This window comes from Enterobacter hormaechei subsp. hoffmannii (assembly GCF_001729745.1).
Classification (GTDB): domain Bacteria; phylum Pseudomonadota; class Gammaproteobacteria; order Enterobacterales; family Enterobacteriaceae; genus Enterobacter; species Enterobacter intestinihominis.
Window position 1 is genome coordinate 1,688,283 of the sequence record NZ_CP017186.1, and the last position, 19,527, is coordinate 1,707,809.

18 protein-coding genes are annotated in these 19,527 nt (G+C 55.3%); 15 read left to right on the plus strand and 3 right to left on the minus strand.

Annotated elements, in window-relative coordinates:
- Nucleotides 1–11: 11 nt before the first annotated feature.
- The 5 genes from flgH to flgL all read left to right on the plus strand — a co-directional run bounded on the left by flgH (nucleotide 12) and on the right by flgL (nucleotide 5,460).
- On the plus strand, nucleotides 12–710 hold the full coding sequence (gene flgH / locus BFV65_RS07920) for a flagellar basal body L-ring protein FlgH (RefSeq protein WP_023299788.1): 699 nt from the start codon (nucleotides 12–14) through the stop codon (nucleotides 708–710).
- A gap of 12 nt (nucleotides 711–722) precedes the next feature.
- Complete coding sequence (locus BFV65_RS07925) at nucleotides 723–1,820, plus strand: flagellar basal body P-ring protein FlgI (protein ID WP_022647728.1); 1,098 nt, start codon at nucleotides 723–725, stop codon at nucleotides 1,818–1,820.
- On the plus strand, nucleotides 1,821–2,774 hold the full coding sequence (flgJ, locus tag BFV65_RS07930; protein ID WP_063147631.1) for a flagellar assembly peptidoglycan hydrolase FlgJ: 954 nt from the start codon (nucleotides 1,821–1,823) through the stop codon (nucleotides 2,772–2,774).
- Between the two features lie 75 nt (nucleotides 2,775–2,849).
- Complete coding sequence (gene flgK, locus BFV65_RS07935; RefSeq protein ID WP_069596444.1) at nucleotides 2,850–4,490, plus strand: flagellar hook-associated protein FlgK; 1,641 nt, start codon at nucleotides 2,850–2,852, stop codon at nucleotides 4,488–4,490.
- 16 nt (nucleotides 4,491–4,506) lie between these two features.
- The gene (flgL, locus tag BFV65_RS07940; RefSeq protein WP_032624480.1) at nucleotides 4,507–5,460 is read left to right on the plus strand and encodes a flagellar hook-associated protein FlgL; all 954 of its coding nucleotides are present in this window, start codon (nucleotides 4,507–4,509) and stop codon (nucleotides 5,458–5,460) included.
- Between the two features lie 75 nt (nucleotides 5,461–5,535).
- Here flgL and BFV65_RS07945 read toward each other — a convergent pair whose 3' ends face one another.
- Nucleotides 5,536–6,747 carry an MFS transporter gene (locus BFV65_RS07945; RefSeq protein ID WP_023299792.1) on the minus strand — a complete coding sequence of 404 codons (1,212 nt, stop codon included), beginning with the start codon at nucleotides 6,745–6,747 and terminating at the stop codon, nucleotides 5,536–5,538.
- A gap of 109 nt (nucleotides 6,748–6,856) precedes the next feature.
- On the opposite strand from BFV65_RS07945, the gene BFV65_RS07950 reads away from it, so the two are divergent.
- The gene (locus BFV65_RS07950) at nucleotides 6,857–7,795 is read left to right on the plus strand and encodes a LysR family transcriptional regulator (RefSeq protein WP_022647733.1); all 939 of its coding nucleotides are present in this window, start codon (nucleotides 6,857–6,859) and stop codon (nucleotides 7,793–7,795) included.
- Between the two features lie 40 nt (nucleotides 7,796–7,835).
- On the opposite strand, the gene rne is transcribed toward BFV65_RS07950, so the two are convergent.
- The gene (gene rne, locus BFV65_RS07955) at nucleotides 7,836–10,943 is read right to left on the minus strand and encodes a ribonuclease E (RefSeq protein ID WP_063147630.1); all 3,108 of its coding nucleotides are present in this window, start codon (nucleotides 10,941–10,943) and stop codon (nucleotides 7,836–7,838) included.
- 570 nt (nucleotides 10,944–11,513) lie between these two features.
- Between rne and rluC the strand changes: the two genes are divergently transcribed.
- Complete coding sequence (gene rluC / locus BFV65_RS07960; RefSeq protein WP_041907418.1) at nucleotides 11,514–12,461, plus strand: 23S rRNA pseudouridine(955/2504/2580) synthase RluC; 948 nt, start codon at nucleotides 11,514–11,516, stop codon at nucleotides 12,459–12,461.
- A 79-nt stretch (nucleotides 12,462–12,540) separates the two neighbouring features.
- Here the strand turns inward: rluC and BFV65_RS07965 are convergent, their stop codons facing one another.
- A complete protein-coding gene (locus tag BFV65_RS07965) occupies nucleotides 12,541–13,125 on the minus strand; it encodes a Maf family protein (protein ID WP_032624478.1) in 585 nt (194 codons plus the stop codon).
- A gap of 140 nt (nucleotides 13,126–13,265) precedes the next feature.
- On the opposite strand from BFV65_RS07965, the gene yceD reads away from it, so the two are divergent.
- From yceD to fabF, 8 genes are all read left to right on the plus strand, one after another.
- Nucleotides 13,266–13,787, plus strand: coding sequence for a 23S rRNA accumulation protein YceD (gene yceD, locus BFV65_RS07970; protein ID WP_003857966.1), 522 nt, complete (start codon nucleotides 13,266–13,268; stop codon nucleotides 13,785–13,787).
- Nucleotides 13,788–13,803: 16 nt separating this feature from the next.
- Entirely contained in the window at nucleotides 13,804–13,977 is a 174-nt protein-coding gene (rpmF, locus tag BFV65_RS07975; protein ID WP_003857964.1) for a 50S ribosomal protein L32, read from the plus strand.
- A gap of 81 nt (nucleotides 13,978–14,058) precedes the next feature.
- Nucleotides 14,059–15,093 carry a phosphate acyltransferase PlsX gene (gene plsX, locus BFV65_RS07980; RefSeq protein ID WP_201788121.1) on the plus strand — a complete coding sequence of 345 codons (1,035 nt, stop codon included), beginning with the start codon at nucleotides 14,059–14,061 and terminating at the stop codon, nucleotides 15,091–15,093.
- A 6-nt stretch (nucleotides 15,094–15,099) separates the two neighbouring features.
- Nucleotides 15,100–16,053: a beta-ketoacyl-ACP synthase III gene (locus BFV65_RS07985; RefSeq protein WP_003857960.1), complete on the plus strand. Its 954-nt coding sequence runs from the start codon at nucleotides 15,100–15,102 to the stop codon at nucleotides 16,051–16,053.
- 15 nt (nucleotides 16,054–16,068) lie between these two features.
- Nucleotides 16,069–16,998, plus strand: coding sequence for an ACP S-malonyltransferase (gene fabD, locus BFV65_RS07990; RefSeq protein WP_022647738.1), 930 nt, complete (start codon nucleotides 16,069–16,071; stop codon nucleotides 16,996–16,998).
- A gap of 12 nt (nucleotides 16,999–17,010) precedes the next feature.
- Nucleotides 17,011–17,745: a 3-oxoacyl-ACP reductase FabG gene (fabG, locus tag BFV65_RS07995; protein ID WP_022647739.1), complete on the plus strand. Its 735-nt coding sequence runs from the start codon at nucleotides 17,011–17,013 to the stop codon at nucleotides 17,743–17,745.
- A gap of 154 nt (nucleotides 17,746–17,899) precedes the next feature.
- Nucleotides 17,900–18,136 carry an acyl carrier protein gene (gene acpP / locus BFV65_RS08000; RefSeq protein ID WP_003857954.1) on the plus strand — a complete coding sequence of 79 codons (237 nt, stop codon included), beginning with the start codon at nucleotides 17,900–17,902 and terminating at the stop codon, nucleotides 18,134–18,136.
- 91 nt (nucleotides 18,137–18,227) lie between these two features.
- Nucleotides 18,228–19,469, plus strand: coding sequence for a beta-ketoacyl-ACP synthase II (gene fabF / locus BFV65_RS08005; RefSeq protein WP_022647740.1), 1,242 nt, complete (start codon nucleotides 18,228–18,230; stop codon nucleotides 19,467–19,469).
- Nucleotides 19,470–19,527: the final 58 nt, after the last annotated feature.

The following is a 19,527-nucleotide window of genomic DNA, read 5'->3' on the forward strand; positions in this document are numbered from 1 at the left end:
AGATGAAGGCAATGCAAAAAAACGCGGCGTTTCGTTATCCGATCCTGACTGTTCTGGCTGTCACCCTCAGCGGGTGTGCCTGGATCCCGTCTAAACCATTGGTACAGGGTGCGACTACCGCCCAACCCGTTCCCGGCCCCTCGCCGGTGGTGAACGGCTCTATTTTCCAGACCGCGCAGCCGATTAACTACGGTTATCAGCCGCTGTTTGAAGACCGTCGTCCGCGTAACGTCGGCGATACGCTGACCATTGTGTTGCAGGAAAACGTCAGCGCGAGCAAGAGCTCGTCGGCGAACGCCAGCCGCGACGGCAAAACCAATTTTGGCTTCGACACCGTACCGCGCTATCTGCAAGGGCTTTTCGGCAACGCCCGTGCGGATGTGGAAGCCTCCGGCGGCAACACCTTTAACGGTAAAGGTGGCGCGAACGCCAGCAATACCTTCAGCGGAACGCTGACGGTAACGGTTGACCAGGTTCTGGTGAACGGCAACCTGCACGTGGTGGGCGAAAAACAGATCGCCATTAACCAGGGTACGGAATTCATTCGCTTCTCCGGTGTGGTTAACCCTCGCACCATCAGCGGCACCAACACCGTACCGTCCACACAGGTGGCGGATGCGCGCATTGAGTACGTCGGCAACGGCTACATCAACGAAGCGCAAAATATGGGCTGGCTGCAACGCTTCTTCCTTAACTTATCGCCGATGTAAGCGAGGTGACCTATGTATAAATTTCTCTTCGCCGTGGCGCTGTCGCTGGTCGCTACCGTTGCGCAGGCCGATCGCATTCGCGATCTCACCAGCGTGCAGGGCGTGCGCGAAAACTCCCTGATTGGCTACGGCCTGGTGGTGGGGCTGGATGGGACGGGTGACCAGACGACCCAGACGCCGTTCACCACCCAGAGCCTTAACAACATGCTCTCTCAGCTCGGTATTACCGTACCGGCGGGGACCAACATGCAGCTGAAAAACGTGGCGGCGGTGATGGTGACCGCGTCTTATCCGGCCTTTGCGCGTCAGGGGCAAACCATCGACGTGGTTGTCTCGTCGATGGGTAACGCCAAAAGCCTGCGCGGCGGTACGTTGTTGATGACGCCGCTGAAAGGCGTCGACAGCCAGGTGTATGCTCTGGCGCAGGGCAACATTCTGGTTGGCGGGGCAGGTGCGTCGGCGGGCGGCAGCAGCGTGCAGGTGAACCAGCTGAACGGGGGACGTATTACCAACGGCGCGATCATCGAACGTGAGCTGCCGACCCAGTTCGGCACCGGCAACACCATTAACCTGCAACTGAATAACGAAGACTTCACGATGGCGCAGCAGATTGCTGACACCATCAACCGCAGCCGGGGTTACGGCAGCGCCACCGCGCTGGATGCCCGCACCGTGCAGATCCGCACGTCAACCGGTAGCAGCAACCAGGTGCGGATGCTGGCCGATATCCAGAATATGGAAGTGAACGTGTCGGTGCAGGATGCAAAAGTCATTATCAACTCCCGTACCGGATCGGTGGTGATGAACCGCGAAGTGACGCTGGACAGCTGCGCCGTGGCGCAGGGCAATCTCTCCGTCACGGTTAACCGCTCGGCCAACGTCAGCCAGCCGGATACCCCGTTTGGTGGCGGTCAGACGGTAGTGACCCCGCAAACGCAGATTGATTTACGACAGAGCGGCGGATCGTTGCAGAGCGTGCGCTCCAGCGCCAACCTGAACAGCGTGGTGCGTGCCCTGAACGCGCTGGGTGCAACGCCAATGGATCTGATGTCCATTCTGCAATCCATGCAAAGTGCAGGCTGCCTGCGCGCCAAACTGGAAATCATCTAAATGCTGACCGATAGCAAACTGTTGACCAGTGCCGCCTGGGATGCCCAGTCGCTCAACGAGCTGAAAACCAAAGCGGGCAAGGATCCGGCGGCGAATATCCGCCCGGTTGCCCGTCAGGTGGAAGGCATGTTCGTGCAGATGATGTTGAAAAGCATGCGTGAAACCCTGCCGAAAGATGGCATGTTCAGCAGCGATTCCACACGGCTTTACACCAGCATGTACGATCAGCAGATTGCCCAGCAAATGACCGCCGGAAAGGGGCTCGGCCTGGCGGACATGATTGTGAAACAGACCGCAGCCGCTCAGGGGCTGCCACCTGAAGAGGCTCCGCCGCAGGTGCCGCTGAAGTTTGATCTGGAAAAGGTGACCAGTTATCAAAATCAGGCGCTGACCCAGATGGTGCGTAAGGCGATGCCAAAGCCGGCAGAAACGCGTGACGAGCCGCTCTCCGGCGACAGCAAAGACTTCCTGGCGCAGCTCTCCCTGCCGGCACGTCTTGCCAGTGAAGAAAGCGGCGTGCCACACCATCTGATTCTGGCGCAGGCGGCGCTGGAGTCGGGCTGGGGGCAACGTCAGATCCGCAGGGAGAACGGCGAGCCGAGCTTCAACATCTTTGGCGTGAAGGCCACCTCCAGCTGGAAGGGGCCGACCACGGAAATTACCACCACCGAATATGAGAACGGTGCGGCAGTGAAGGTGAAAGCCAAATTCCGCGTCTACAGCTCGTATCTGGAAGCGTTGTCGGATTATGTCGGGCTGTTGAGCCGGAATCCGCGCTACACCGCCGTGACCCAGGCCACCACGCCAGAGCAGGGCGCTCAGGCATTGCAGAATGCCGGCTACGCGACCGATCCAAACTATGCACGCAAGCTGACCAGCATGATCCAACAGCTGAAATCCATGTCTGAGAAGGTCAGCAAAGCGTATAGCACAGATCTCGAAAATCTGTTCTGAAAGTTCTCAAGTCCCGGTGGAGGTTGCCGATAACCTTCATCAGGACTCGTGTCTGAACGTATAAAAGGAACCCCCATGTCCAGTTTGATTAACAGCGCCATGAGTGGCCTCAGTGCTGCGCAGTCGGCACTCAATACCGTCAGTAATAATATTTCAAGCTACAACGTGGCAGGTTATACCCGCCAGACTACCATTCTGGGCGCATCAAACAGCACCCTGACCGGCGGCGGCTGGGTGGGTAACGGGGTCTATGTCTCCGGCGTTCAGCGTGAATATGATGCGTTTATTACCAACCAGCTGCGCGCGGCGCAGAACCAGAGCAGCGGCCTGACCACGCGCTACCAGCAGATGTCGAAAATTGACGACGTGCTGTCGGATACCACGAACTCGCTTTCTGCCAACCTCCAGGATTTCTTTAAAAGCCTGCAAACGCTGGTGAGTAACGCAGAAGATCCGGCTGCACGCCAGACGGTACTCGGGAAGGCAGATGGTCTGGTAAACCAGTTCAAAACTAACGATCAATATCTCCGCGATCAGGATGCGCAGGTCAATACGGCGATTTCTACCAGCGTCGATCAGATCAATAACTACGCGAAGCAGATTGCTAACCTTAACGATCAGATTTCCCGGCTGACTGGCGTAGGGGCGGGCGCATCCCCGAACGAACTGCTCGATCAGCGCGATCAGCTGGTGAGCGAACTGAACAAAATTGTCGGTGTGGACGTGACCGTACAGGACAGCGGCACCTACAACATCTCTATCGCCAACGGCTACACCCTGGTACAGGGCAGCAACGCCAGCCAGCTGGCTGCGGTGAAATCCAGCGCGGACCCTGCACGTACAACGATTGCGTATGTGGATGCCGCAGCGGGCAACGTGGAGATCTCGGAAAAACAGATCACCACGGGGTCGCTTGGGGGGCTGTTAACGTTCCGTTCTCAGGATCTGGATCAGGCGCGAAATACGCTTAACCAGATGGCGCTGGCGTTTGCGGATGCCATGAATACCCAGCACCAGGCGGGCTTTGATGCCAACGGGGATAAAGGCGGCAAGCTGTTTGATTTTGGCTCCCCGGCAGTGCTGAGTAACGGTAAGAACACCGGAAGCGCGTCCGTGACGGCAACGATGACGGACAGTACCAAGGTCCAGGCGACAAACTACAAAGTTGAGTATAACGGTACTGACTGGACCATCACCCGTCTGTCAGACAACACCAGCTTCACGGCTATGCCGGATACCAGCGGTAATTTTTCGTTTGATGGCCTCAACGTCAACATTAGCGGCTCGGCCAATAATAAAGACAGCTTTATCGTGAAGCCGGTGAATGACGTTATCGTGAATATGGACGTTGCGATCAGCGACGAATCCAAACTGGCGATGGCCTCCGCGCAAGGAAGCGGCGAAAGCGACAATACCAATGGCCAAAAGCTGCTGGATTTGCAGAGCGCCAAGCTGGTGGGGGGGAACAAAACCTTTAACGATGCTTATGCCGCGCTGGTCAGTACGGTGGGCAGCACCACGGCGTCGCTGAAAACCAGCAGCGAAACCAAAGTTAACGTTGTTACGCAGCTGACCAAACAACAGCAGTCAATCTCCGGGGTTAACCTGGACGAAGAGTATGGCAACCTGCAACGCTATCAGCAGTACTATCTGGCGAATGCGCAGGTGCTGCAAACGGCGAGCACGCTGTTTGATGCATTGATCAATATCCGCTAAGGCTGAGGCATAAAAAATGCGTATTAGTACTCAAATGATGTATGAGCAAAGCATGCGTGGCGTGACGAACTCCCAAAGTCTCTGGCTCAGCTACGGCGAGCAGATGTCTACGGGGAAGCGTATCAACCGTCCGTCTGACGATCCGATTGCCGCTTCGCAGGCCGTTGTGCTCTCTCAGGCCCAAACGCAAAATAGCCAGTATGCGCTGGCGCGCTCCTTCGCTACGACGAAAGTCTCGCTGGAAGAAAACGTGTTATCGCAAGTGACAACCGCTATCCAGGCTGCTCAGGAAAAGATTGTCAATGCGGGCAACGGTACGTTAAGTGACGATGACCGCGCTTCGCTGGCAACGAACCTGCAAGGTATTCGCGATCAGCTCATGAACCTGGCTAACAGCACGGACGGTAACGGTCGCTATATTTTTTCCGGTTACAAAACCGAAGCGGCGGCTTTCGACCAGGCTACGGGTGATTATAAGGGCGGCGGAACGCCAATCAGCCAGCAGGTTGACTCTGCGCGCACGATGCAAATCAGCCATACGGGCACTGAAGTTTTCGATAGCTTCACCAGCAATGCGAAGCCAGAGCCAGATGGTAGTACGCCGGAAACGAATTTGTTCAAGATCCTCGACTCCGCAATTGAAGCGCTGAATAAGCCGATTGGCGATGACGAAACGAAGGCTGAAGCATTTACGGCGGCTATTGATAAAGCCAACCGTGGCCTGAGCAACTCCCTCAACAACGTGCTGACCGTGCGCGCCGATCTCGGCATCAAGCTGGACGAGCTGGGCAAGCTGGACGCTCTGGGTGAAGACCGCGCGCTGGGGCAGACCCAGCAGATGAGTAACCTGGTTGACGTAGACTGGAACTCGGTGATTTCGTCCTACACCATGCAGCAGGCGGCGTTGCAGGCCTCGTATAAAGCCTTTAGCGATATGCAGGGTATGTCTTTGTTCCAGATGAACAGATAAGACTCTGACCTGTTTGACATGTCTTGAAACTGGGCATGTTTTGACTGCCCAACCCGTCCGGGTTGGGCATTTTTTTTACACACTTTCTGCCTGAGCGGACACCACCCGGGCGCTTTCAATCACTCTGATAGCCAGCGCAATGGCACCACACAGGGTTGCCAGTGCTACCACGCCCGTCCAGCCTGCCAGCGTATAGATATTGCTGCCTAATGCCGAACCCAGCGCCATTCCGATGAAAATGACGGTAAACAGCAGGGCGTTAAGGCGCCCACGGGCCTGCGGCTCAAGGCTGTAGACCAGGTTCTGGTGCGCCACGAGGCTGGACTGCAAACCGAGATCGAAACCGACCGCGGAGAGGGCAATCAGGAGCAACTGGCCGTGTACACCCAGGGCTGGTATCAGGAACATCAGAGCAAACGAGAGGGTCACCAGCGCGGCACCCAGTTGGGTCACTTTACCGGCGCCCAGCTTATCGGCCAGACCGCCTGCCAGCGGTGCGGCCAGCGCGCCTGCGGCTCCGGCAATACCAAACCCACCCGCCACGGCGCTGCCAAGGTGATACCGTTCCAGCAGCATGACCGCCAGCGTCGACCAGAACGCACTAAAAGCAATCGACAGAAAACCCTGAGCCAGCGCAGCCCGACGCAGCGCCGGGTAGCGACGCCAGAGGTGTTCCATGGAGCGCAGCAGCGCCGGGTAGCTCAGCGTGGAATGAACGGCGAAGCGGGGAAGCACGGCCCACATCACCACGCCGATAAAGGCAATGCTTGCGGCGGCCAGCTGATACATCACTCGCCAGCCAAAGGCTTCACCCACCACGCCGCTCACGGTTCTGGAGAGCAAAATCCCCAGCAGCAGGCCGGTCATCACCGTGCCGACTGTTTTTCCCTGTTTGCCTTCCGGCGCGAGGATCGCTGCGGCCGGGACAATATCCTGCGCCATGGTGGCGGCCATGCCAATCAGCAGGCTGGTGAGCAGTAGGGAGTGCAGTTGTCCGGTCAGGCTACAACTCAGCAGGAACAGCGCCAGAGCTGCACTTTTTATCAGGATCAACGTTCTGCGGTCATAACGATCGCCGAGCGGGAGCAGAAACAGGATGCCTAAGGCATAACCCGCCTGGGTGAGCGTCGGGACCATGCCCATGCCTTCGATGCTCAGGTGCAGGTCTGAGCCCATCAGCGGCAGCAGAGGCTGGGCATAATAGATGGATGCCACGCTGAAGCCCGCACCGAGCGCCAGCATTAAGATTACCCAGCGGCTTACGGCCCGGGTGGTGGTTGTGTTCATAAGATGTTCCTCATTCGTCGTGTGCGGCTATTTTTTATCAGTACGCCTTGCGACGGTAGCGGGCGCGGTGGTAAAACGCTTATACGTGTAGTGTATAGGTGTAAATGATATGAAACGGACTGAGCGTATAGATCGTGTAGAACTGATGCGAACCTTTGTTCGCATTGTGGAGGCGGGGTCCCTTTCTGCGGCGGCACGTCAGCTGGCAACAACCCAGGCCACGGTGAGCCGACGGTTGCAGTCACTTGAAACCATGCTGGGCGTGCGCCTGATGCTGCGCACAACCCATACCACACGGCTTACCGATGACGGTGAACGTTGCTATCAGCATGCCCGACGGGTAATTGACAGCTGGCTGGCGCTGGAAGACGAGGTGGGGCAGACGGAAGATGAACCGGTCGGGGTGCTGAGGGTGCGCGCCCCTCACGCGTTTGGCCAGGATCAGCTACTAAAACCGTTAACCCAATTTTTGCAGCGCTATCCCCAGCTTTCTGTTGAGTGGATGCTTAACGATCGCTCGGTTGATTTCCTCGGCGACAACCTTGACTGTGCTATTCGGGTGGGCGTGGAAGTCGATCCGGCAACCGTGTCTGTGCTACTGGCTGAAGTGCCGCGCTCGGTGGTAGCGTCACCGGCACTCCTGGCCCGTTTTCCCGCGGTTAACACGCCGGACGATCTGCAACATCTCCCCTGGATTGCAATCAGCTCTTTTTATCAACGCCATGTGGAACTCTTCCACGAGGCAACACCCACCCCGGCGAGAGTTACCATTACGCCACGCCTGAGTACCGACAGCCTGTATGTAGCGCGCAATACGGCACTCACCGGGCTAGGCGTGGCGGTGGTATCCAGCTGGACGGTACAGGATGATATTCGGGAAGGGCGACTGGTGCATTTACTGCCAGAGTGGCAGCCAGCAGCGCTACCGGTACATCTGGTTTATCCCTGGTCACGCTATTATCCGGCGCGCTTGCGGCGTTTTCTGGAGCTGATGCGGCAGATAATGCCGGAGGTCACCGGGATGAGAAAGCCCCTGCAACAGCCATAAAAAAGCCGACCCGAAGGTCGGCTTTCAGTCTTAGCGTGCGTTATTCAACAGGCTGAGGACGAGTAGCTGGGGCAGTAGCCATGTGCGTCGCACTGTGACCACCGGCAGCACCTTTACCTTCGAAGTTGAATTTCGGACGAACCCAGTCACTATGGCGTGGTGCTTCAGGCACGTACTCAGGTGCCGGGGCACGAGTCATTGGCGCGGTAGCAATGTGAGCAGGCGCTACAGCTTCAACGATCTCAACCGGCTCAGATTTCACTTCAGGCGCTTTGACCTCTTCGACAACAGGTTCAACCTGAATCTCGACGTCCTGAACAACCTCTTCCGTCTCCGTTTCGACGGCAACGTCTGCGGGCTCTTCTGCTGCGGATACAGGCTTAGCGTCTTCCGCGACTTCTTCAGCCACCACGGTATCTTCTTCGGCAATGATCTGCGGTGCGGCATCAACCGGCGCAGCAATCACTTCAGGATGGGTCGTTTCCACTTCCACAGCCTGCGGCGGCGCTGTTTCAACAACCTGCGGTTCGACCACGGTTGCCGCTTCAGTCACGACGTCTTCCACCGCGACGACTGGTGCAATCACCTCTTCGGTCACAGCCTGTTCTTCAACAGCCTGCTCCGGACGTGCAACCGGATAACGGATCCAGACTTTACCGGATGCCATCTCAGGTGACGCGCACGCCACGGTCATTGGCATTGGAGACTGGGTCGGGTAACGCTCGTCACGATAACGACGGCGACGCTGACCGCTCACGCGCAGATGGCGTGGAGAACGGCGGGAGCGACGCGGCATACCTGCGTTATCACGATTTTCGCTGCTTTCGTCCTGCTCAACCTGATTTTCCACTACGGCTGGCAGGTCAACTTTCGCAACCTGAGTACCCGTTGTGCTTTCAGCCGCTTCAACCGCGATAACGTCGTTTTCTTCGGCCTGAACAACACCCATACGTACTTTCTGGGTCAGCTGGCGCTGCTTACGACGCGGCATAACCTGAGTACGCTCTTCCTGCTCAGTGTCCTGCTGTTCTGCAGGCGCTTCGCGATTCAGGTTTTTGACTTCCTGCTGAGCCTGGCGTTTGTCATCGTTACGACGACGGTTACGCTCGCGGCGAGGCTGCTGCTCGTCACGCTGTTTGCTCTTCTCGGACTCATCGCCCGCCTGCTGGCGAATCTCACGATCTTCAACGTTCTGCTGTTGCTTCTCGCGACGGTTGCGACGGTTGTCCTCGCGCTGTTCACGACCTTCGTTGTTATCGGAACGATTATCACGGCGCTCATTACGATCGCCACGGTCGTTGCGGTCGCGACGGTTGTTCTGACGCTTACGACGGTCCTGCTGACGCTCTGGTTTCGCTTCTTTTGGCGCTTCTTTCGGCTCCTCAGGCTGAACTTCTTCGGCGGCAAACATTTTTTTCAGCGCACCGATGATGCGGCTCAGGAGACCAGGCTGCTCAGGCTGCGCTTTTGGCGCGGCAGGAGCCACTTTCTGCACAGCAGGTTTTTCCGCTGGTTTTTCCAGCGTCGCTTCTGGCGGTGCTTCCGGCATGATGAAGGTCGCTAAAGCTGGCTGCTCAGGCAGTTTACGCTCGGCAGGCTCTTCATCAGACGGCAGCGCCATTTCTTCTTCATGCAGCTTCGGCAGCAGGTAGCTGAGGGTGCTTGTCTCTTCGCCTTTGCGCACGCGCAGCACGTGATAGTGCGGGGTTTGCATCTCGTCGTTTGGCACGATGATGCAGCGAACGCCGCCCTGACGCGCTTCGATTGCGCTCACCGCTGCACGTTTTTCGTTCAGCAGGTAGGAGGCAATCGGCACTGGAACAATAGCGTGAACCTCTTTGGTGTTCTCTTTCAGCGCTTCTTCTTCAATCAGACGCAGAATAGAGAGGGAGAGAGATTCATTGTCACGAACGGTACCTGTACCGGAACAGCGCGGGCAGACGTGATGGCTGGACTCACCCAGAGACGGGCTGAGGCGCTGACGGGACATCTCCAGCAGGCCAAAGCGAGAAATATGGCTGATCTGGATACGCGCGCGATCCTGGCGCACCGCTTCACGCAGACGGTTTTCAACCGCACGCTGGTGGCGAACCGGGGTCATGTCGATGAAGTCGATAACGATCAGACCACCCAGGTCGCGCAGGCGGAGCTGGCGGGCGATTTCATCAGCGGCTTCAAGGTTGGTGTTGAAGGCGGTCTCTTCGATGTCGCCGCCGCGGGTTGCACGCGCGGAGTTGATGTCGATGGCGGTCAACGCTTCGGTGGTATCGATAACGATAGAACCGCCGGACGGCAGACGCACTTCACGCTGGAAGGCAGACTCGATCTGGGATTCAATCTGATAATGGCTGAACAGCGGGATTTCACCGGTGTACAGCTTAATTTTGCTGGTGAAATCCGGGCGACCCAGCGCGGCGATGTGCTGGCGAGCCAGCTCAAGCACTTTCGGGTTATCAATCAGAATTTCACCGATGTCCTGACGCAGATAATCACGGAAGGCACGCACGATGACGTTGCTTTCCTGGTGGATCAGGAACGGCGCAGCACGGCTTTCTGCCGCTTTCTTGATGGCTTCCCAGTGTTTCAGGCGGAAGCTCAGGTCCCACTGCAACGCTTCGGCAGATTTGCCAACGCCTGCGGTGCGCACGATAAGACCCATGCCGTCTGGCAGTTCAAGACTTGCCAGTGCTTCTTTCAGCTCGGTACGGTCATCGCCTTCGATACGGCGAGAGATGCCACCCGCACGCGGGTTGTTTGGCATCAATACCAGATAGCTTCCTGCCAGACTGATAAAGGTGGTCAGCGCGGCGCCTTTGTTGCCACGCTCTTCTTTATCGATCTGGACGATAACTTCCTGACCTTCACGCAGAACATCTTTGATGTTCGGACGGCCATGGGAGTTGTAGTTTGCAGGAAAATATTCGCGGGCGATTTCTTTGAGAGGAAGGAAACCGTGACGCTCAGCACCGTAATCGACAAATGCAGCTTCAAGGCTTGGTTCAATACGGGTGATTTTGCCTTTGTAAATGTTCGCTTTTTTCTGTTCGTGTCCAGGACTTTCGATATCCAGATCGTACAGGCGCTGCCCATCCACAAGGGCGACACGCAACTCTTCTTGCTGAGTTGCGTTGATTAACATTCTTTTCATCGTAACTTACTCGTTATTCTTACATTGACGACAAAGCTGCGGGCAAGGTGACGCTTTCCGGGGTATGAACCGATGGCCTCGTGTCTATTCACGTCGCCAACCTCACGGTTGTCGCTCGCTTAAGAGGCGCAGAGTGTCGGTTGCCTGTATTTCATAGGGAAACACAGCGCAATTATCAGGGGAATTGCCTGGGAAAACTCTCCAGAGAACAATCCTTATACCGGGAAGTACTGCAACCCGCAGCCCGCTAACTGCCTGAAAGATCAATACGTCTTACGCCATTGCTGCGTGGATGATCGGTCAGACAAAATTGGTCATTCCGTCGACATCCTTACAAAACCCGGATTTAACGCGGAAAACGGATTCATTATTCCACTGCTCGCCGGGTTATAGCAAGATGACTTTTACCAATTATCACCCGGTTACTCACAGTTTCTTCACTTCAACGGGGTGATTGGTTTAATAACCACCAAATCGATTGCGCGAAAGGGGAGTGGTCCGGATAAAAGTAAATATAAGCATAGAAAAATGAGTGGCGCTAATGTCAGACGCTATTTAGAATCGCCAACCATGAAAACAGAGACTCCAGCCGTAAAAATGGTTGCCATCGCCGACGACGAGGCGGGGCAACGTATCGATAATTTTTTGCGCACCCAATTGAAGGGTGTGCCAAAAAGTATGATTTATCGCATCTTGCGTAAGGGTGAGGTGCGGGTGAACAAAAAACGTGTGAAGCCCGAGTACAAGCTCGAGGCGGGCGATGAAGTCCGCATTCCACCGGTACGTGTTGCAGAGCGTGAAGAAGAGGTCGTTTCTCCGAAGCTGCAAAAAGTCGCGGCTTTGAGCGACGTTATCCTTTATGAGGACGACCACATTCTGGTGCTGAATAAACCGTCCGGAACGGCGGTACACGGGGGGAGCGGTCTGAGCTTCGGCGTGATCGAAGGTTTACGTGCGCTGCGCCCGGAAGCGCGTTTCCTCGAACTTGTTCACCGTCTTGACCGTGATACCTCAGGCGTGCTGCTGGTGGCGAAAAAACGTTCTGCACTGCGTTCCCTGCATGAACAGCTGCGCGAAAAAGGGATGCAGAAAGATTATCTGGCGCTGGTGCGCGGCCAGTGGCAGTCCCACGTGAAAGTGGTGCAGGCGCCGCTGCTGAAAAATATTCTGCAAAGCGGTGAGCGCATTGTTCGTGTTAATCAGGAAGGGAAACCGTCTGAGACGCGATTTAAAGTAGAAGAGCGCTACGAATTCGCCACGCTGGTGCGCTGTAGTCCGGTGACGGGGCGTACTCACCAGATTCGCGTCCATACCCAGTTTGCAGGCCATCCGATTGCGTTCGACGATCGCTATGGCGATCGCGAGTTTGACAAGCAGTTGGCGGGTACGGGGCTGTCGCGTCTGTTCCTGCATGCGGCAGCGCTGAAGTTTACCCATCCTAATACCGGTGAAGTTATCCGTATTGAAGCGCCGCTGGATGATCAGTTGAAACGCTGCCTGAAAGTTCTGCGCGGCTGATTATGTGCCGGGTGGCGCTGCGCTTACCCGGCCTACGAAACCCGTAGGCCCATACAAGCGAAGCGCTGCTGGGCAAAAATCACATCGTCAGCGGATTACACTCTTCTCGCCTTAACATCTGGCAGAGCGCAATCAGCGGCAACCCCACCAGCGTGTTGGGATCCCGCCCGTCCAGCTTGTCGAACAGTGCAATTCCCAGTCCTTCACTTTTGAAACTCCCTGCGCAGTTCAGAGGACGTTCCCGACGCACGTAATCCATAATCTCCTCCTCGCTGAGATGACGGAAGTGCACATCAAATGGCTCGCACTCGGTTTGCAGATGACCGGAGGCCGAATTATAAAGCGCCAGGCCGGTATAAAAGGTCACGATACTGCCTCGCGCACGCAAAAGCTGCTGGCAGGCGTTTTCTTCCGTATGCGGTTTACCGGTGATTTCGCCGCCCAGCACACAAACCTGATCGGAGCCTATAATCAGATGAGCGGGGTAACGTACGGCCAGCGACTGTGCTTTCTCTTTCGCGAGACGGGTCACCAGATGACGCGGTGACTCGCCCGGCTGTGGCGTTTCATCCACCTCCGGCGCGGCGCATTCAAACGGGATCCCGAGCTTTTCCAGCAGCATTCGGCGATAAGGTGAAGTGGAAGCAAGGACGAGATTTGGCATATTTTTATCACCAGATATAGCGTATCGATGCCAGCCATTTTAAACTACAGGCCGCAATGTGTGCGAATAATTGGCAAAAGGCAGCTCTGGTTGCCTTTTTCTTTGACTCTATGACGTTACAAAGTTAATATGCGCGCCCTATGCAAAAGGTAAAATTACCCCTGACTCTTGATCCGGTTCGTACGGCTCAAAAACGCCTCGATTACGAAGGAATCTATTCTTCCGATCAGGCTGAGCGTATTGCCGAATCTGTAGTCAGTGTGGACAGTGATGTAGAGTGCTCCATGTCGTTCGCTATCGACAACCAGCGCCTCGCCGTTTTAACCGGTGATGCAAAGGTGACGGTAACGCTCGAATGTCAGCGCTGCGGGAAACCGTTTGTACAGCATGTTCACACAACGTATTGTTTCAGTCCGGTTCGTTCTGACGAACAGGCTGAAGCACTCCCGGAAGCGTATGAACCGATTGAGGTTAACGAATTCGGTGAAATCGATCTTCTGGCGCTGGTTGAAGATGAAGTCATCCTCTCCCTGCCAGTCGTTCCGGTGCATGATTCTGAACACTGTGAAGTGTCCGAGGCGGACATGGTCTTTGGGGAACTGCCTGATGAAGCGCAAAAACCAAATCCATTTGCCGTATTAGCCAGCTTAAAGCGTAAGTAATTGAGGAGTAAGGTCCATGGCCGTACAACAGAATAAACCAACCCGTTCCAAACGTGGCATGCGTCGTTCCCATGACGCGCTGACCGCAGTTACCAGCCTGTCTGTAGACAAGACTTCTGGTGAGAAACACCTGCGTCACCACATCACCGCTGACGGTTTCTACCGCGGCCGCAAGGTTATCACTAAGTAATCACGCGTCAGCGTGATTAGGCTTAGTGAGGAACTTCCCCGTGAAAACGGGGAGTTTACCGAACCAGGCTGCGACGATACCTTGACACGTCTAACCCTGGCGTTAGATGTCATGGGGGGAGATTTTGGCCCTACCGTGACAGTGCCTGCAGCATTGCAGGCACTGAATTCTAATTCGCAACTCACACTTCTTTTAGTCGGTAATCCCGACACAATCACGCCATTACTTGCAAAAGCTGACTTTGAACAACGTTCGCGTCTGCAGATTATTCCTGCGCAGTCAGTTATTGCCAGTGATGCCCGGCCATCGCAGGCTATTCGTAATAGCCGCGGCAGCTCTATGCGCATGGCGCTGGAGCTGGTGAAAGAAGGGCGAGCGCAGGCTTGCGTCAGCGCGGGAAATACTGGCGCGCTGATGGGACTGTCGAAATTATTGCTCAAGCCGATTGAGGGCATTGAGCGTCCGGCGCTGGTGACGGTGTTACCGCATCAGCAGAAGGGCAAAACGGTGGTGCTCGATCTGGGCGCTAACGTAGATTGTGATAGTACAATGCTGGCTCAGTTTGCCGTGATGGGGTCGGTGCTGGCAGAAGACGTGGTCGGGATTACCCATCCCCGCGTTGCGTTATTGAATATTGGTGAAGAAGAGACCAAAGGCCTGGACAGTATCCGCGACGCTGCGGAATTACTCAAACAGGTTCCCTCCATCAACTATATTGGTTATCTCGAAGCCAATGAGTTGCTGACGGGCAAAACGGATGTATTAGTGTGTGATGGCTTCACCGGAAACGTGACGTTGAAGACCATGGAAGGGGTCGTACGAATGTTCCTTTCTCTGCTGAAATCGCAGGGAGAAGGTAAAAAAAGGTCCTGGTGGCTGATTTTATTAAAGCGTTGGTTACAAAAAAGCCTGACGCGGCGATTCAGTCACCTCAACCCCGACCAGTATAATGGCGCCTGTCTGTTAGGATTGCGCGGCATCGTGATTAAGAGTCATGGCGCCGCCAATCAGCGAGCATTTACCGTCGCGATTGAACAGGCAGTGCAGGCGGTGCAGCGACAAGTCCCTCAGAGGATTGCCGCTCGCCTGGGATCTGTATTAGCTAAAAGTGACTGAGCGTACATGTATACGAAGATTTTAGGTACCGGCAGCTACCTGCCAAAACAAGTGCGTACCAACGCCGATCTTGAAAAAATGGTAGATACGTCTGACGAGTGGATTGTCACGCGCACAGGTATCCGTGAACGTCGTATCGCCGCGCCAGACGAAACTGTGTCCACCATGGGCTACGAAGCCGCTCAGCGAGCGCTTGAGATGGCTGGCATTGATAAAGAACAGATCGGGCTTATTGTGGTGGCGACAACATCTGCCACGCATGCCTTCCCAAGCGCAGCGTGCCAGGTGCAGAACATGCTCGGCATCAAAGGCTGCCCGGCATTTGATGTTGCAGCGGCGTGCGCGGGTTTCACCTATGCGCTGAGCATCGCCGATCAGTATGTTAAATCGGGTGCCGTAAAATATGCGCTGGTGATCGGTGCTGATGTGCTGGCGCGTACCTGCGATCCAACCGATCGCGGCACAATCATTATTTTTGGCGATGGCGCGGGCGCGGTGCTGCTGGGGCAGTCCGAAGAACCAGGCATCATCTCCACGCACCTGCACGCTGACGGTCGCTACGGCGAGCTTTTAACGCTGCCTAACGCCGATCGCGTTAATCCGGACAGTTCGATTTACCTGACAATGGCGGGTAATGAAGTGTTCAAGGTGGCCGTGACCGAACTCGCTCACATTGTTGATGAGACACTGGAAGCGAACAATCTGGATCGCGCCGCACTCGACTGGCTGGTACCGCATCAGGCTAACCTGCGTATTATCAGCGCGACGGCGAAGAAGTTGGGCATGTCTATGGATAACGTTGTGGTGACGCTTGATCGCCACGGCAACACCTCTGCGGCATCGGTACCGTGCGCATTTGACGAAGCGGTACGCGATGGACGAATTAAACGGGGCCAACTGGTCTTGCTTGAAGCCTTTGGTGGTGGGTTCACCTGGGGTTCCGCGCTGGTTCGTTTCTAGGATAAGGATTAAAAAATGACGCAATTTGCTTTTGTGTTCCCGGGACAGGGCTCACAAACTGTTGGGATGTTGTCTGAAATGGCAGCAAACTATCCGGTTATTGAAGAGACTTTCCGTGAAGCTTCTGACGCGCTGGGTTATGATCTGTGGGCGCTGACCCAGCAGGGCCCAGCTGAAGAGCTGAACAAAACCTGGCAGACTCAACCGGCACTGCTGGCAGCCTCCGTCGCATTGTGGCGCGTATGGCAGCAGCAGGGCGGCAAAACGCCGGCGCTGATGGCGGGTCATAGCCTGGGTGAATACTCTGCGCTGGTCTGCGCAGGGGTGATTGCCTTCGCTGACGCGGTCCGTCTGGTTGAATTGCGTGGTAAGTTTATGCAGGAAGCGGTGCCAGAAGGCACGGGCGGCATGTCTGCCATCATCGGTCTGGATGATGCTTCTATTGCTAAAGCCTGTGAAGAATCTGCTGAAGGTCAGGTCGTTTCTCCGGTAAACTTTAACTCGCCAGGCCAGGTAGTTATCGCGGGTCATAAAGAAGCGGTTGAGCGTGCAGGCGCTGCCTGTAAAGCTGCGGGTGCAAAACGTGCACTGCCGCTGCCGGTGAGCGTGCCGTCTCACTGTGCGCTGATGAAGCCCGCTGCCGATAAACTGGCGGTTGAGCTGGAAAAAATGACCTTTAACGCACCGACGATTTCCGTTGTGAATAACGTCGATGTGAAGTGCGAAACCGCGCCGGAGGCTATCCGTAACGCGCTGGTTCGCCAGCTCTACAGCCCAGTTCAGTGGACCAAAACCGTTGAATTTATGGCGTCTCAGGGCGTTGAACATCTGTATGAAGTCGGTCCAGGTAAGGTACTTACCGGTCTGACAAAACGTATTGTAGACACCCTGACTGCCTCGGCTATTAACGAGCCGGAAGCAATGAAAGCGGCACTCTCGCAATAAAAGAGGAATACCATGAGTTTTGAAGGAAAAATTGCCCTGGTGACCGGCGCAAGCCGCGGTATTGGGCGTGCTATTGCTGAAACACTGGTTGCGCGCGGCGCGACGGTGATCGGGACTGCGACCAGCGAGAATGGCGCACAGGCCATCAGCGAGTATCTGGGTGCGAACGGCAAAGGTCTGGTACTGAATGTGACTGAACCAGCATCTATCGAATCTGTTCTGGAAAATATTCGCGCAGAGTTTGGCGAAGTGGATATTCTGGTCAATAATGCCGGGATCACTCGCGACAACCTGTTGATGCGAATGAAAGATGATGAGTGGAACGATATTATCGAAACCAACCTGTCATCGGTATTCCGTCTGTCAAAAGCGGTAATGCGCGCTATGATGAAAAAGCGTCATGGACGTATTATCACTGTAGGTTCTGTGGTTGGTACCATGGGAAATGCTGGTCAGGCTAACTACGCTGCGGCGAAAGCAGGTCTGATCGGTTTCAGTAAGTCGCTGGCGCGCGAAGTCGCGTCCCGCGGAATTACTGTAAACGTTGTTGCTCCGGGCTTTATTGAAACGGACATGACGCGTGCGCTGACCGATGATCAGCGTGCGGGTACGCTGGCGGCAGTTCCAGCGGGTCGTCTTGGCGACCCTAAAGAAATCGCCAGCGCGGTTGCATTTTTAGCCTCTGACGAAGCGGGTTACATCACTGGTGAAACCCTCCACGTCAACGGCGGGATGTACATGGTTTAATCACGATCGAAAATATTTGCGTTATTTGGGCAAATGGCCTCAAAATAACGTAAAATCGTGGTAAGACCTGCCGGGATTTAGTTGCAAATTTTTCAACATTTTATACACTACGAAAACCATCGCGAAAGCGAGTTTTGATAGGAAATTTAAGAGTATGAGCACTATCGAAGAACGCGTTAAGAAAATTATCGGCGAACAGCTGGGCGTTAAGCAGGAAGAAGTTGTGAACTCCGCTTCCTTTGTTGAAGACCTGGGCGCAGATTCTCTTGACACCGTTGAGCTGGTAATGGCTCTGGAAGAAGAGTTTGATACTGAGATTCCGGACGAAGAAGCTGAGAAAATCACCACCGTTCAGGCTGCCATTGATTACATCAACGGTCACCAGGCGTAAGTGAACATCTCCAGGCGGTCATTCGACCGCCTGAGTTTTATCTTTTGTAGTCCCACGAATCTCTTTTTTTATCCCTCCCTGGAGGACAAACGTGTCTAAGCGTCGTGTAGTTGTGACCGGACTTGGCATGTTGTCTCCTGTCGGCAATACCGTAGAGTCCACCTGGAAAGCTCTCCTTGCCGGTCAGAGCGGCATCAGCCTAATCGACCATTTCGATACTAGCGCCTATGCAACGAAATTTGCTGGCTTAGTAAAGGATTTTAACTGTGAAGAGATCATCTCGCGCAAAGAACAGCGCAAGATGGATGCCTTCATTCAATATGGAATTGTCGCTGGCGTTCAGGCCATGCAGGATTCTGGCCTTGAGATTACGGAAGAGAACGCTACCCGTATCGGCGCTGCTATCGGCTCCGGGATTGGCGGTCTTGGCCTGATCGAGGAAAACCATACATCTCTGGTGAATGGCGGCCCGCGTAAAATCAGCCCGTTCTTCGTTCCGTCTACGATTGTAAACATGGTGGCAGGTCACCTGACCATTATGTTCGGCCTGCGTGGCCCAAGCATCTCAATCGCGACAGCCTGTACGTCTGGCGTGCATAACATCGGCCAGGCCGCGCGTATCATCGCGTACGGCGATGCAGATGCTATGGTTGCGGGCGGTGCTGAAAAAGCCAGTACCCCGCTGGGCGTCGGTGGCTTCGGTGCAGCGCGTGCGCTCTCTACCCGAAACGATAATCCTCAGGCGGCGAGCCGTCCGTGGGATAAAGACCGTGATGGTTTCGTGCTGGGTGACGGTGCAGGCATGATCGTACTGGAAGAGTACGAACACGCGAAAAAACGTGGCGCGAAAATTTATGCTGAAGTTGTTGGCTTTGGCATGAGCAGCGATGCTTACCACATGACGTCTCCTCCAGAGAACGGCGCAGGTGCTGCGCTGGCGATGGAAAACGCCATCCGTGATGCGGGCATTACGCCGGCACAGATTGGCTACGTTAACGCGCACGGGACATCTACCCCTGCGGGCGATAAAGCAGAAGCGCAGGCGGTTAAGTCTATCTTCGGCGAATCTGCCAGCCGTGTACTGGTGAGCTCCACGAAATCCATGACCGGTCACCTCCTGGGTGCGGCGGGTGCAGTAGAATCAATCTACTCTATTCTCGCGCTGCGCGATCAGGCTGTACCGCCAACCATCAACCTGGATAATCCAGATGAAGGTTGCGATCTGGACTTCGTTCCCCACGAAGCGCGCCAGGTTAGCGGTATGGAGTACACCCTGTGTAACTCCTTCGGCTTCGGTGGGACTAACGGTTCTCTGATCTTCAAAAAGGTCTGAGTCTGGTTAGTCGCTGACAATAATAAAGGTCCGCTTGCCGGGCCTTTTTTATTAGGTG

Excerpts from the sequence above, each read along its gene's own strand:
- rne (WP_063147630.1), bottom strand. The coding sequence starts at position 10,943 with ATGAAAAGAATGTTAATCAACGCAACTCAGCAAGAAGAGTTGCGTGTC.
- BFV65_RS07985 (WP_003857960.1), top strand. The coding sequence starts at position 15,100 with ATGTATACGAAGATTTTAGGTACCGGCAGCTACCTGCCAAAACAAGTG.
- flgJ (WP_063147631.1), top strand. The coding sequence starts at position 1,821 with ATGCTGACCGATAGCAAACTGTTGACCAGTGCCGCCTGGGATGCCCAG.
- flgK (WP_069596444.1), top strand. The coding sequence starts at position 2,850 with ATGTCCAGTTTGATTAACAGCGCCATGAGTGGCCTCAGTGCTGCGCAG.
- BFV65_RS07950 (WP_022647733.1), top strand. The coding sequence starts at position 6,857 with ATGAAACGGACTGAGCGTATAGATCGTGTAGAACTGATGCGAACCTTT.
- fabG (WP_022647739.1), top strand. The coding sequence starts at position 17,011 with ATGAGTTTTGAAGGAAAAATTGCCCTGGTGACCGGCGCAAGCCGCGGT.
- rluC (WP_041907418.1), top strand. The coding sequence starts at position 11,514 with ATGAAAACAGAGACTCCAGCCGTAAAAATGGTTGCCATCGCCGACGAC.
- acpP (WP_003857954.1), top strand. The coding sequence starts at position 17,900 with ATGAGCACTATCGAAGAACGCGTTAAGAAAATTATCGGCGAACAGCTG.
- BFV65_RS07945 (WP_023299792.1), bottom strand. The coding sequence starts at position 6,747 with ATGAACACAACCACCACCCGGGCCGTAAGCCGCTGGGTAATCTTAATG.
- BFV65_RS07965 (WP_032624478.1), bottom strand. The coding sequence starts at position 13,125 with ATGCCAAATCTCGTCCTTGCTTCCACTTCACCTTATCGCCGAATGCTG.
- yceD (WP_003857966.1), top strand. The coding sequence starts at position 13,266 with ATGCAAAAGGTAAAATTACCCCTGACTCTTGATCCGGTTCGTACGGCT.
- flgH (WP_023299788.1), top strand. The coding sequence starts at position 12 with ATGCAAAAAAACGCGGCGTTTCGTTATCCGATCCTGACTGTTCTGGCT.
- BFV65_RS07925 (WP_022647728.1), top strand. The coding sequence starts at position 723 with ATGTATAAATTTCTCTTCGCCGTGGCGCTGTCGCTGGTCGCTACCGTT.
- flgL (WP_032624480.1), top strand. The coding sequence starts at position 4,507 with ATGCGTATTAGTACTCAAATGATGTATGAGCAAAGCATGCGTGGCGTG.
- fabD (WP_022647738.1), top strand. The coding sequence starts at position 16,069 with ATGACGCAATTTGCTTTTGTGTTCCCGGGACAGGGCTCACAAACTGTT.
- rpmF (WP_003857964.1), top strand. The coding sequence starts at position 13,804 with ATGGCCGTACAACAGAATAAACCAACCCGTTCCAAACGTGGCATGCGT.